At 38.1% G+C, this 14180-nt stretch carries 11 protein-coding genes; 8 read left to right on the plus strand and 3 right to left on the minus strand.

The window, feature by feature from the left end; genetic code table 11:
- Positions 1 to 28: 28 nt before the first annotated feature.
- The 3 genes from ACFVS1_RS25350 to ACFVS1_RS25360 are packed head-to-tail and all read right to left on the minus strand — an operon-like array spanning position 29 to position 3184.
- Positions 29 to 1207 (minus strand): carboxylate--amine ligase, encoded by a 1179-nt coding sequence (locus ACFVS1_RS25350; RefSeq protein ID WP_352926584.1) that lies wholly within the window; start codon positions 1205 to 1207, stop codon positions 29 to 31.
- A 13-nt stretch (positions 1208 to 1220) separates the two neighbouring features.
- Positions 1221 to 2531 carry a glycosyltransferase family 4 protein gene (locus tag ACFVS1_RS25355; RefSeq protein WP_387551828.1) on the minus strand — a complete coding sequence of 437 codons (1311 nt, stop codon included), beginning with the start codon at positions 2529 to 2531 and terminating at the stop codon, positions 1221 to 1223.
- On the minus strand, positions 2528 to 3184 hold the full coding sequence (locus ACFVS1_RS25360; RefSeq protein WP_352926589.1) for a PIG-L deacetylase family protein: 657 nt from the start codon (positions 3182 to 3184) through the stop codon (positions 2528 to 2530). Before ACFVS1_RS25360 ends, ACFVS1_RS25355 begins: the two co-directional genes overlap by 4 nt.
- A 66-nt stretch (positions 3185 to 3250) precedes the next feature.
- Here ACFVS1_RS25360 and ACFVS1_RS25365 point away from each other — a divergent pair, with 66 nt between their 5' ends.
- From ACFVS1_RS25365 to gntK, 8 genes are all read left to right on the plus strand, one after another.
- Positions 3251 to 3565 (plus strand): EAL domain-containing protein, encoded by a 315-nt coding sequence (locus tag ACFVS1_RS25365; protein ID WP_387551908.1) that lies wholly within the window; start codon positions 3251 to 3253, stop codon positions 3563 to 3565.
- 29 nt (positions 3566 to 3594) lie between these two features.
- Positions 3595 to 3792: a hypothetical protein gene (locus ACFVS1_RS25370; RefSeq protein ID WP_352926591.1), complete on the plus strand. Its 198-nt coding sequence runs from the start codon at positions 3595 to 3597 to the stop codon at positions 3790 to 3792.
- 290 nt (positions 3793 to 4082) lie between these two features.
- Positions 4083 to 5423, plus strand: a complete 1341-nt coding sequence (locus ACFVS1_RS25375; protein WP_352926594.1) for a sensor histidine kinase — start codon at positions 4083 to 4085, stop codon at positions 5421 to 5423.
- Positions 5420 to 6055, plus strand: coding sequence for a response regulator (locus ACFVS1_RS25380; protein ID WP_387551836.1), 636 nt, complete (start codon positions 5420 to 5422; stop codon positions 6053 to 6055). Before ACFVS1_RS25375 ends, ACFVS1_RS25380 begins: the two co-directional genes overlap by 4 nt.
- 418 nt (positions 6056 to 6473) lie before the next feature.
- Entirely contained in the window at positions 6474 to 7814 is a 1341-nt protein-coding gene (locus ACFVS1_RS25385) for a peptide MFS transporter (RefSeq protein WP_387551838.1), read from the plus strand.
- Between the two features lie 827 nt (positions 7815 to 8641).
- Positions 8642 to 9349, plus strand: coding sequence for an SH3 domain-containing protein (locus ACFVS1_RS25390; RefSeq protein ID WP_387551841.1), 708 nt, complete (start codon positions 8642 to 8644; stop codon positions 9347 to 9349).
- A 2546-nt stretch (positions 9350 to 11895) separates the two neighbouring features.
- Positions 11896 to 12627, plus strand: coding sequence for a GntR family transcriptional regulator (locus tag ACFVS1_RS25395; protein WP_387551844.1), 732 nt, complete (start codon positions 11896 to 11898; stop codon positions 12625 to 12627).
- Positions 12620 to 14164, plus strand: a complete 1545-nt coding sequence (gene gntK / locus ACFVS1_RS25400; protein WP_387551847.1) for a gluconokinase — start codon at positions 12620 to 12622, stop codon at positions 14162 to 14164. Before ACFVS1_RS25395 ends, gntK begins: the two co-directional genes overlap by 8 nt.
- The last annotated feature ends 16 nt before the right edge of the window (positions 14165 to 14180 follow it).

A 14180-nucleotide genomic window follows, 5' to 3' on the forward strand; every position in this document is an offset into this window, starting at 1 on the left:
GGAAAGTTCCCTCCCTCTTTTATCATTTTTACTGTCTCCCCCATAAATTTCGCAAATGGGAAACAAAACTCCGAACAAATGGAAGAGGGTCATTCCAAGCAAAGAGAGCCTCAACCTTTTTTCCATATAAGCTCTTTATCCACTCAACGAACCTCATTTCCCCATTTTTTTGTTTTTGGCGAAAGGAAAGAAAATCACGGACGAAGTAAACCCATTTGACCCCTTCTTTCTGCTCTGTCACTGGTGATGGATTTTGCCCGGTAAGGGATAAATAATATAAGTAAGCCAAATTAACCCCACAAGCAATCGATAATGCTTGAGTTAAACCTATTCTTGAATTGATTTCGATAAATTTCAGTTTCCCATCTCTAGGATCCCGTTTAAATTCAGAAATAGCCAAGCCTTTGAATTGAATATCCTTTAGAAAGGTAGTAGCAAGTTGAATGACTTCTTCATCCCTAACACTTAGGGCAAGAGCAGTGGATCCAAAATGAGGGGGAAATTGATGTAATTTTTGGTTCATCCACAAACCAATTAAATTCATTTGTTCGTCAAAAAAAGTCTTGACGGAATAAATACAATCCTCCGCACCAGGAATGACTTCCTGGATCATTAGTTCACCGTATGGGCGATAAAAAAGGTATTCTTCTCTCAATTGGGAAGGGTGTTCTACTACAATGGCTTTCTTATAAAGATGATGATCGATATTTGAGCGGAAATGAGAAGAATACACTGGTTTTAATATACAAGGGAAGGTAATTTGATCGATAATTTGCTCAAATTGTTCTTCATTATTTATAGCGTAGGTTTTGGGGCATGGCACATTTGATTTCATGGCCAATTCATACGTTAATCTTTTATCTAATACAGCTTCGACCAGTGTGATATTAGGTAATAGAAACCGATAGTAGTGTGAAAGGACAAATCTGTTTTTTGAAATAAACTGAACAAAGTCATCAGAACCCGCATACAGGACTGGCTTTTGACCCAACTTTTGCGACAGTCTAGTAAGAAATAGTATTAATGCTGGTCCCTCACTAACTGGATTCGGACAAATTCCGCAAGTGGCAAACCGAGTTTTACCAATTTCATATTTTCCGCTCGTATCAAACGCATATACCTTTATCCCTTCTTTCGCTAAACTCCTCACAATCCCTATACCGGTTGCACTTAGATCAAGAACAACGGCTGGAACATCATGTAGCATGCTCTTTCCTCCTTCAAAATAATGATTGATAGATTTCTTCAATCTTTTTGACCATGTTACTAGTGGTTAAATGTTTTAGTGCAAATGCCTGTGCATTGCGTGCTAATTCTTTTCTAATGGATTTTTTTCGTAATAAGAGCGATAACTTTTTTGCAAGCTTCTTTGGGTTTGCTGGTTCAACAATAAATCCTGAATGATTATTTTTAATAATTTCCGGGATTCCGCCACAATTGGTAGTAAGAATTGCTTGTTTGGCAAACATGGCCTCAATAATTGAGATTGGCAGCGTATCGCTTGTGGTTGGCAGAATAAATATGTCTGATTCACTTAGCAATTGAGGTATGTCTTCTCTGCTGCCTAAAAAGGAAACGTTTTTCAATTCCAACTTATTAACCTGTTTCTCGAGCTGCTTTCTCATCTCACCATCGCCTACTATCCGGACTTCTACATCTTTCAGCTTGTCTTTAATAAGCGCAAGGGCTTCAAATAGGTACTTATGACCTTTACGTGGTCGAAGGCGTGCGACACAAGTTATCACCATGTTAGGTTTGCTTTTTTTCCTTTTCTTCCGAATATTCGATCCACCAAAATCAATTCCAGTATAAACAGTGGTCATTTTAGATTCCTCCGCACCTAAATTTATTAGAATTGGGCGAAAGACATCACAAATGATGATTAATTGATTAGCATTTTTAATGGCTTGTCTGTCAATGGCCGAAAAATAGATTTCCTCAACCGACCCTTTTTCCATCAAGTTAAACTTTAATCTGTTGTGGGTCATAAATCCATGAGGTGTAAAAAGAAGAGGTTTTTGAAGGGATCGGTTTAGTATCCCAATTACATTAGCTGTATATCGATCTTGTGCGTGGATAATATCATATTGCTCCAGGTCAATATCCTTTAACATCGTATAGTAACTATATAGTTTGCTAATGTTGTGTAGAATTTTTTCATTACAGCTGCCATACCGATTGATAAAAAAATGTGTAAATTCCTTAGAATATCTAGTTCGTAACGCCTCCATTTCTTTAGATGGAAAATGATTTGGTGCTATTACATGGACGCTATGACCTAATTTTTCCAAGCCGTTTTTAAGTGTTGTGATATAGTTTTGCAGTCCACCGATACTTGGATACTCCCAAAACGTTGTGATTAATATTTTCATTTTTTTGTTTTGAATTCCTGCTGAATGGATTCGCTGCCTTTCTACCACTTGTTCTTCTTCAACTATTTCATTAATCTCATAATATTGATCCATAGCTGAGATTAGGTAAGGAAAAAGAGTCGGCACAAAATGCTGGTCCTTTAGATGTTTTCCTGTCACTTCCACACTCTCCTTATGATTTCAAAAGCTTCTGCGAATTCGACCCCAACCGTCATTCCCCTGACCCGCGCTAAATATTCCACTCCGTCATATGAACGTGGATGAGGGAATGGTCTCATTTCTATATCATAATGGTGAAGAGATTGCAGCTTGTCATCGATGGTATCTGTAATATCCACAAAATAATTGGGTTTGAATTCCTTGTCATTCGTATGCTGGCTCCATTCACTGGAAGAAACCGTTTCAAAACAAAGGATCTCAATCGGTGGTTTACCAGGCAACGGCCGGGCTGCTGTGATGACTGCTTGAAACAAAATTTGATGGTCTTTGTTTGTATCTCCATAATGATGAGTGAAAATTAAAGAAGGTTCATACTTATCCAATAGAGCTTCAATCGCTTTGGCGATTTTGTGAAGAGGAATTGTTTCCAACAATAGATTGGGGAATTCCAAAAATAGGACCTCGTCTACTCCTAAGTGTTTGTTAGCTTGCTGCATTAATGGCTGAATGTGCTGCTCCTCTTCCTTACGTCCCTTGGCGGCAATCACTGTGATTACCTTATAGCCATGATTAATTAATTTCTTTATCGTTCCGCCGCTTCCAAGAATTTCATCATCGGGATGAGCGGCAATCACTAGAACATTCATACTCATTAAGATCCCTCAACTCCATTTAATATTAGTACTCTAATAATTATATGAAGTTGATCCGAAGTGGATATGGACAATGGTAAAAAAACTTCGACACACCCATGTCGAAGCAGAAAGGTTAAACGATTCCCAGTTGATATGCCTGAAAATGATCAATCCTTTATGTCTGAAGGTACTCATGACTTAAATGATCAAACCATCATCAAGACTATTATTCTAATGGCACAGTTATTAAAACTTCAAGTCATCGCTGAGGGCGTTGAAACAAACGATCAAGTGCGATTATTTATATATCAATGTATGCATTACAGGCAACGCACTTCGCTATTTTGGTGGAAGGAGACTATCCTGTCGAAACAACAGGAACAGTTGCCATTCCCTTGATGATTATTGGGTATAGCGGAGAAATCTTTATGCCAATTGTTGCAGGTGCTTGTTTGGACCACTGGAGTGGTACAGACGGTTATAAGGTATTATTTAGGGTTGACGATTGTTGGGTTGATTACGGCTATAATTTGGCAAAGAGTAACGAAAGAAAAACGAATAGAGATTTCGCTCCTGAAGAGAGAAATGAAAGCAAGTTAGCAAAAGGCAAGAGGGTTCCCGAGTGATAGAATAATGAGGTTTTTAAAGACCCTAAAAAATGTAAAAAGGCTGGCGATAAACGTTTTGTTTTTTGGCAGCTTTCTATTTTTATACGTTTTTATAGATTTAGAGATTACTTGCAAGCTGTTCGGATTTTTGCACCCAAAACCCATTTTTTTATAAATTTCATAATTATGATGAATTGCGTATAATGAGATTATGCAAGGGTATATATAAATTTAAAATAAATACGAAATGAAAGAATGGTTATCATTCTATTCTATAGGCAATTAATCTATTAAAAGGTGAAATGATTATGATATCTAGTCTTATGAAGTCTTGGACAATATGGATGAAAATCGGAGTGATTTTATTCGGGGTATTCTTACTATCGTGGTTGGGTCCTGACGAAATTGGTCTTACTGATTTGCTTATTTCATTAAGAGAAGGTGAAGAAACAGGAAATAAGTTAATGCTTGCCGTTTTTTTGTTAATTTCTTTAAATACAGTTTTAGCTTTGTTTCATTATATTGGTGCACTCCTGTTGGGAGACGAAATTGGTGATCGTTTAAACCGTCCATGGTTAAAAATTATCATTCCTCTTATTGTTATTCCTCTCGACTATATCGTGATAAATGCTTATTATTCTTTAACATACTCATTTAGCGCATATGCATTGTTATTGTTGTTAGCCATCTTATTATTGCAAGCCTTTGAAAAGGATAGGTTAAAGCCAATTATTAAAACGATTATTTGTTCTCAATTAATCTTTGGGATTGAATGGCTGAATGAGATTCCTTCTTTATCCCAATATGGATTTGGCCAAGGGACGATTTCAAAGGAATTAAAAGATATAGCGGTTCAAATTGGATTTGAGCAATCATTAACATTGTACAGTTTAACTTTGTGTTTAATTTTTGTTATTAATGCTGTTATTTTAGCTGTGTATTTTTCATTAGCTGAACAAAAGTGGCGGATAAAGCAAGAGCTTCATTATGCGCAGTTAGAAGCAATGCAGTCAAGATCAGGACGAGAAGCACTATATCTGGTCCATGATTTAAAAACACCTCTCACAGCAATTGAGGGGCTAAATTCTTTAATTAGTTTGAAAGTGGACGATTCTAAAATTAAAGAATATTGTCAAAAGGTTTCATCATCGATTCATTCCGTTAGCGACATGATTTCCGAGATTTTATATGATGATAAAAAACATTGGTGCCGTATAAAAGATTTAGTTGAATACGTCGAAGCAAGCAGACTGAGCGGGACAAATCTTAATCTGAAGGTAGAGTTTCAAACAGATCCTGAAATTAAAATTTTAATTAATAAAATCCGAATGACGAGGGCATTAGTGAATTTAATTGACAATGCTTACGATGCAGTGAATGGAATAGAGGATGGCAAGATTTTGCTTAAGGTGAAAACCTATGAAAATGAACTTTGGTTGGGCGTATCAGATAATGGGAAAGGGATTTCACCTAAAGAGCAGCTGAAAATATGGAAAGCTGGGTTTAGTACGAAATCGCATCCAGGGATGGGGTTAGCTTTCGTACGACAAGTTGCTGAAGGACATGGTGCATCTTTAGAAATTGACAGCAAGCTTGGGCACGGGACAATAATTTGGATTAAACTAGCTGAGAGGAGTGTTTCAAGATGAACATTTTAGTTATTGATGATGATGCATCAATTCAATATATGCTAAGTGAAATTTGTGAATTTGCCGGCTGGAATGTAGCTACGGCTAACAACGGAAAAGAAGGGTTAAATGTGTTTGCAGAAAAAGGAGCGGATGTTGTTTTAGTTGATTATCATATGCCGGAAATGGACGGAATAAAAACAGTGGGTGAGCTTCGTAAACTTAATGCTGATGTTCCGATTCTTGTATTAACAGTCGATGAACGACAGGAAATTGCTGATCGCTTTCTTGAAGCAGGCGCAACGGATTTTGCGTTAAAGCCTGTAAAAGCGCCTGATTTGATTTCAAGAATTCAACTTCATGCTCGCCTTGCAAAATTAACTCAATCAGCTCCGCAGCAAAAGTCCAGTGAAGAAAAGGATGTATTTGTAACAAAGGGAATTAGTAAGAAAACACTTTGTCACGTTAGTGGTTTTCTACATTCTAATCGTGAACCCTTTTCCGTTGATACCATTTCTAAAGAAGTGGGTTTGGCTTATCCGACCGTCTATCGTTATATAATGCATTTACTTGATGAAGGAAAAGTGGAAACTATTGTGAGTTATCAAAAAATAGGAAGACCGAAAAATTTATATCAATGGATTGTTGACTAAAAAACTGCCTTAATACAAGGCAGTTTTTTTTTTATTATGATGGGAGTCTCCAATACTGCACAGACCGTTAATGCAGCAGGACTTTTTTTCTTTTTTTTCTGTATTTTTATATTTTCTGATAATATAAAATTATTTTACAACACTAAAGATTCTTTAAAATTTAAATGTCTTCATTGGACGTCTTCGAGTAAAATGAATGAATTTATAAGAATTAATGTTCATTTAGATTTTGCTATCTGATTCCTTTTGAACCATAGCTAAGATTAAAAAAATGTAAACGCTTACTGATGGTGGGTTGGATGACATGCGTCGCCAACATCGTATTAGGCGTAGGTTGAACGAATCAATAATTCTATTAAATGCAATTATTTTGCGAATGAATGGTTTAATATTTAACCATATTTAGGGGGACTTTATTATGCAAGCACTATTAAAAGATGATGTTCAGCAGCCAAACGAGTCAAACCAGCCTAGGAAGAAGCATCCTCCTGGACTGTATATGCTGTTCGCTACTGAGGCATGGGAGCGCTTCAGCTATTACGGAATGAGAGCAATTCTTGTTCTTTACTTAACGGCAACTGTTGTAAACGGCGGGCTTGGAGTCGACAAAACTGCGGCTATGGGCATATACGGATTCTTTACTGGTGCCGTTTATATTACGCCGATGATTGGCGGATACTTGACTGACCGTTTCATAGGCAGAAGATTGGCGATCACGATTGGCGGTATTTTAATGGCGCTTGGTAACTTTTCGCTATTCGCAAGTCAGAGTTTGACTGCTCTTTACATTGGTCTTGGTTTATTGATTATCGGTAATGGTTTCTTCAAGCCAAACATCTCGACAATTGTTGGTGATCTTTATGAAGACAACGATCCGCGTCGTGATGGAGCTTTCACCATCTTCTATATGGGTATTAACGTTGGGGCTTTCTTTGCACCATTAGTAGTTGGGCTTATGAGCTATAAATATGGGTTCTTGACAGCAGCAATTGGCATGATTGTAGGTCAGTTAGTTTTCAACCTATTAGGCAATCGCTATTTAGGTGATATCGGTAAAGAACCTACTGGCAAACCGGAAATTACAGCAGGTCAAAAATCAGCTGCACCGTTAACGAAAAGAGAACAAAAACGTACAGCGGCCATCGTTATTTTGGCAGTCTTCGTTATAGCGTTCTGGGCCGCTTTCGAGCAGGCAGGAAGTTCATTGACATTGTATGCTAATGACCAAATTGATCGGAATGTATTTGGTTTTGAGGTTCCAACTGCCTGGTTCCAGTCATTGAACCCATTATTCATCGTGATTTTAGCGCCAATTATGTCTGCTTTATGGTACAAGCTTGGCAGTTCAAAACGCGGTGACTTAAAAACTCCAACGAAGATGGCTCTTGGTTTAGTCACTGTTGGTTTAGGTTTCTTAGTACTGCTTCCTGCTGTTATGTATACAGGAAACGATACAGCGCTTAAAGTAAACATCCTGTTCATGATTGTAACGTATTTCCTTCATACATTAGCCGAATTAATGATTTCACCAGTTGGTTTATCGATGGTAAGTAAAATTGCTCCAATCAAGCTTGCCTCTCTTCTAATGGGAGTATGGCTGGCAAGTTCAGCAGTAGCTAATATGGTAGCCGGCCAATTAGCTGCATATACGCAGTCTTTAGGTTACTTGGAAATCTTCAGTGTAATTGGTTTTGTAACAATTGGTTTAGGTATTGTTTTATTGCTTCTTTCGAAGCCAGTAGCAAAGCTGATGAAATAATGAGAAAAGGAGCTGACCCAAAAGGCATATAATGTGCCATTTGGGCCGAGCTTTTTTTAGTGTAAAAAAATAATAGAATCGGTCCAAATTGGTGTAAGGGGAGTCTCCGCAACGACCCATTTTTGCTTAATTTATTATGTTTCAGCATTTTCACAAGTCTTTCATCAATTTGAATGCTACGGAAGGCTAATATAATCAACCAAGAAACAAATCAATGGGAAGTTCTTATAAAACAAGTCAAAGCTATATTAGATGAGAAACAATAATAAACACTTAGGTGGATGAATGGACTTGGTTTCAATAATCGGCCGGCCACTTTTATTAGAGGCTCTTTTCGTAAAGATTGTTGTTTTTAAAACAAAACGATTTAAGGTTGATTGGAGCGCAAGTGCGAGACTCCTGCGGGAGCAGCGGGATAGGTGAGACCCCACAGGCGTTTACGACGACGAGGAGGCTCACCGCCCGCCCCGCGGAAAGCGAGCATCTGGAGAGAAAATCAACCACACCGCTTTACTTGGTAAATAGCAACAAAGTATGCCAAAACAGCTTTAGTAGAAAAGGACTCAGAGCTGGTTATGTAAAAGAGCCGATGAATTTAGGATGTAATTCTACTTTATTGAGCACTTCGAAAGAAAATGCACAAAGTTAATCTAGCAAGCAGCGATGATAGAATATCGGTGGATGATCTAATTCTATATGGAAACAGAGGGGGGGAGGGAATCTTATCGCTATCCCTAACGACTTCTAGATAGGCTATACTTATCTAGACAGAAAATTTAAGGTCAGGTAGACTACAGATACAACTAGTTATAGAAAAGAGGCCCGATATGCGACGCGATATACAACTGAATGAACGAGCTTTCTCTTCCAAGGAAGTGGCGGAAGAAGTGGGGATTGCAACTCCCACTGTTCGAAAATATGGTCAAATCTTAGAGCGAAATGGATATGAGTTTTTGAAAGATGGAGATCGACGTATCTTTGTTAAATCTGACATCGGAGCGCTTATAGCGCTACGCGATACGGACAAGCCCCTTGACGATACAGCTAAAGACCTGGTATATCAGCAAAAAGAAAGATTAGAAGAATCCAATGAAACACAGATAGCGATACCCGATACATATGAAAATTCACCCCACGACCCCAATCAATTAAACGAGGTCTTAATGTTTTTAGTCAATGAACTCGCAGCCACACGTGAAATGAATGTCCAACTGACAAACGATATGTCACAGCTTAAAACAAAGGTTTCCCGGCTCCAGCAAGATCATCATGTTATAAGTTCTAGTATTGGAAATTCAGCGCAAAGAACTAATTCTAAAATTGAACAATTAACTGAACAACAAAATACCCATTACGAAACATTGCTGGAACAAGAAAAACAAAAAAGTGAACTCTTACAAAAAGAAATACAAAATATGCGGGACGAACAGAAAAAAGAATGGAGTTCACAAAATGAATTTAATAAACGTTTAGAAGAGTCTATACAAAAACGTTCCGAAAAATGGCGGGGGCTTTTCTCCATATTCAGAAAATAAGGAAAGCATTGAGATGCGAATCCACAAAACTTAAAAAAATTCATAGTGCCTTATATGATTCGCGTAGCTGAAAATAGAATGAAGAAAGAATTTTTCAACTTTACAGGATTTAGCACCAGTTATGTAAATGCTCGGCGATACCAATGTATCGGGCGTTCTACCAAAGGCAGGCGAAGGCTCAATTGAAATTCATTGAGGATTTGTTTAAGCGATATGCAACTAAAACAAAATACACTTTGCATTCAAAAACAGGATTCATTCTTACTAGAGGTGCTCCAGCAGGGATTGATCGGCTCTTTTTTTTGTGTTACGTATCGCTGGGCGATATAACTTGCAAATAAATTCGAACCTTTAGGTTTAATAGTAAAGCGGCGTTTGATATGCAAACATGATATACCTCCGAATGAACGAGTATTCTCTTCTAATGTAGTGAAAGAAGAATAGGGGATGCACATCCACTGTTCAAAAGTATGGTCAAAACTTAGAATGAAACGGATATGAGTTTTTAAGATGGTGGTTGCCTATCTTTCTTCAGTCTGATATCGAAGCGCACATAGCGTTACGCGATACGGACAAGTCCCTAGAGGGTACAGCTAAAGACCTTGTGTATCTACAAAAAGATAGATTAGATGGTACCAATGAAAAAGAGATAGCGATACCCGATATATAAGACAGCTTACCCCATAATTCCAAACAAATTTAACCAATCAACTCGCTGCTACGCTTGAAATGAACGTCCACTGACAAACGATATGTCTTAGGTTAACGGTTTCTCAGCTCCAGCAATATCCATGTCCTCAATAGTGTTCCCAAGAAAGGACCATATCGGTTCTTTTTTGTGTTTCGTATCGCTGGGCGATATAACATGAAAATTAATCCACAGAACCTTCATCTTTACTAGAAAGGAAGGTCCGATATGCGACAGGATATACATCCGAATGAATGAGGTTCCTCTTTCAAGGAAGTGGCAAAGAAGTGGAGATGCAAAATCAATGTTCGTAAGTATGTTTAAAACTTAGAGCGAAATGGATATTAATTGTTAAAATATGTAAATGTTCATTCCTTCGATCAATCCGACATCGAAACGCTTAAGTGTTACGCGACGGGCAGCCCCCTAAACGATAGAGCTAAAGACCTTTGAAAAAGAAAGATTAGAAGGCACCAATGAAACCGAGATAGCGATACCCGATACATATGACAATTTGATCCATGTTCTCATTCAATTAAAAGGGAGCTTGTTTTTACCCAATGAACTCACAGCTACACGTGAAATGGATATCTAACTGACAAATGATATGCCATAGCTTAAAACTGAACAACAAAACCCATTACGAAACATTACTTCAATAAGAAAAAGGTTTCATTATCTTTTCCTTTACGATATTCAGGTGTTAATTTTCGTTAATAACTATTTAAACCTAAGATAATCAAATCAAAAGTAGAAATTCCTTTTTTTCACTTATTCAGAATCACTATTTTCAAATTTCAACAATTTCCCGAGAAATATCTACAAATTCTGAGTAGATATCGACAAAATTAAAAGCTTCTAAATAACTGCTGGTTATTGGCTGTGGAAATGAAAAAAATTAAATGGAAGATCCACTTAATTAAGTTTATATAATACTCTTTACCGGACTTTTGCAAAAAGCTTGTTTTAGCAATAATTACTGCATGTAGCTTCTATATTATTTAGCCTTACCAAGAGACAGGCCTCTAGAGTATAAGAAGTTTTCTTTCCTCCTCCTTTGAATTACAAACAACAAAGCAGTGATCCCAATTTTCGGGAGGCACTGCTTTGTTGTTTGTAGATATTCTACGCATTCATAATTAGCTCGATAACTTCTTACCATTCTGTAAATCAACATCAGCAAAATCCTGAACCCTTTCGATTCTTCCAACCAAGATTGAAAGCGTATGTGTTTGAAAAGAACACACCTTTCAGTACTAAAGAAATATACAGGGGTGAATGAGGAACAACCTACGATCGTACTGAAGGCAGCTAAATCGCCGCGAGTAGCGACCTGTGCTCGCTCGCATATCACAACAAGACCTAGAAGCAAGTCAAAGAGAACAAGGCTAAGGCCGAAGACAAAAGACAAAAGGAGGTTTCAAGGCCAGGGGTACATGTCTCGTGGCGAAGCAAAACCCAAGCAGGTTTATCAATGGTGGTTTATTTAAAAGGTGAATGAGGGCTATCTAAGTAAATTTAGGAAGGCAGCTAGATCCCCTCGAGTAGCAACCTATATTAGCCGGCCAGTAACGTGCAATCTCTAATAGGACGCTAACCTCATCAGTGGGCAAAGTCTGCCCAAAATGACGTGGGCTTCATTCATACAGTTGTTCGGAGTAGCAGTTAATCCCAAATAGACCAAAATATTACCATTCTATGTTTCTATTCATTTTTCCCCCCAGAACCTTCTAAACTCCCAATAATCTTTGCCTATATGAACGAGAATCTAGTTGAATTCAAAAAACTTGCATTATTAATTATTTTTATTATAATACTTGTATACAAGTGTACTTGAACTCTAAGGGAAGGTGAATATATGGCTGAATCAAAGGAATTTCTTTATCCTGTAAAATGGCTTTCAAAAGCTTCAGCTGGTGATCGTGTTACATCCGAGCTTAGAATGCGTATTATTTCGGGGATGATTGAAAGCGGTGCCATCCTATCTGAAAATAAATTAGCTGCTGATTTCGGTGTAAGCCGCTCACCAGTTCGTGATGCGTTAAAAATACTAGCCTCTGAAAATATCATCCGATTAGAAAGAATGGGTGCGGTTGTCATTGGTTTAACAGAAAAAAAGTATGCAGAAATTTATGATGTACGTATACTCATCGAAACGTTTGTATTTGAACGTCTAGTAAGGTTGAACACGGATGAATTAGTAATGGAACTTAGTAAAATATTGGAAATGATGAAAGTGTCCATAAAATACCTGGATGCTGATGAGTTTTCCTATCAGGATGTTCTATTCCATGAAACGATCATTCGATCCATCGATCATTCCTACATCCAGATGATCTGGGATAATTTAAAACCTGTGATGGAAAGTTTGATTCTTCTATCCATGCGCAGTCGTTTTAAAGAAAAGTATGAAGACTTTACACGGATCATAAATAATCATCAACTTTATATTGATGCGATCAAAACAAAAGATCGAGACATCATGATTAAGTCGTTACATGAGAACTTTGATGATGTTCAAGGAAAAGTGGGAGACTTATGGATGGCCCAACAGATGCTTTCAAAAGGAGTCGAACAAGAAAATGACTAGCTATATGTTAGGAGTAGACATCGGTACAACAAGTACAAAAGCTGTATTATTCACGAAAAAAGGCGATGTCATCCAACAAGAGAATATTGGCTATCCTCTTTACACACCGGATATGACAACGGCTGAACAAGACCCTGAGGAGATTTTTCAGGCTGTTCTGAAAGCCTTTTCAAATATAACGAAGAAGCATCCAGATAAAAAACCATCATTTATTTCATTTAGCAGTGCGATGCATAGTGTTATAGCTATGGATGAAAATGACCAGCCGCTAACCGCTTGCATCACTTGGGCAGATAATCGCAGTGAAGCTTGGGCCCATAAAATAAAGGATGAATTAGATGGACATGAAGTTTACAAGCGAACCGGAACACCGATTCACCCGATGTCACCATTATCCAAGATTACCTGGATCGTGAATGATCGCCCGGAGATCGCAACTCATGTTAAAAAGTATATCGGGATTAAAGAATATATCTTTAAAAAGTTCTTTGATCAATATGTTGTCGATCATTCCCTTGCTTCATCGATGGGCATGTTGAATCTCAAAAATTTGGATTGGGATGAGGAAGCCCTAAGAATTGCTGGAATCACGCGTAATCAATTATCTGAACTCGTACCAACAACCAAAATCTTTAACAACTGTGACCCGGATTTAGCCAAACAGATCGGGATTGACCCAGAAACCCCTTTTGTCATTGGGGCAAGTGATGGTGTCCTTTCAAATCTAGGTGTAAACGCTATCCGGAAAGGTGAAATCGCTGTCACGATTGGGACAAGCGGTGCGATTCGGACGATTATTGACGAGCCGAAAACAGATGAAAAAGGAAGAATCTTTTGCTATGCCTTAACGGAAAAGCATTGGGTGATTGGCGGACCGGTAAACAATGGCGGGATGGTCCTTCGCTGGATTCGTGATGAATTTGCTTCTTCTGAGGTGGAAACGGCTAAAAGACTCGGAATCGACGCTTATGAAGTCTTGACCAAAATTGCCGAACGCGTAAGACCAGGCGCTGATGGATTGTTATTCCATCCATATCTTGCAGGTGAACGTGCACCATTATGGAATCCGGACGTACGGGGTTCATTTTTCGGATTAACACTGTCGCATAAGAAAGAACATATGATTCGAGCGGCTCTAGAGGGAGTCATTTACAATTTATACACAGTATTTTTAGCCTTAACCGAATGCATGGACGGTCCCGTGACCCGAATTCAAGCTACGGGAGGCTTCGCAAGGTCAGCTGTTTGGCGGCAAATGATGTCCGATATCTTCGAATCGGAAGTCGTGGTTCCAGAAAGCTACGAAAGTTCGTGCCTGGGTGCTTGTATATTAGGGTTATATGCCACTGGGGAAATTGATTCCTTCGAAATAATTTCTGAAATGATAGGCAATACCCACAAGCACACACCGAAAGCTGATTCTGTAAAAGAATATAGGCAGCTGCTGCCGATTTTCATCAACTTATCAAGGGTATTGGAAAACGAATATACACAGATTGCGGATTATCAAAGAAACTTAATAAATGCAGCAAAGTAAAGACATGGGGGGATTA

It is taken from the genome of Peribacillus sp. NPDC058075, assembly GCF_042885195.1.
Taxonomy (GTDB): domain Bacteria; phylum Bacillota; class Bacilli; order Bacillales; family DSM-1321; genus Peribacillus.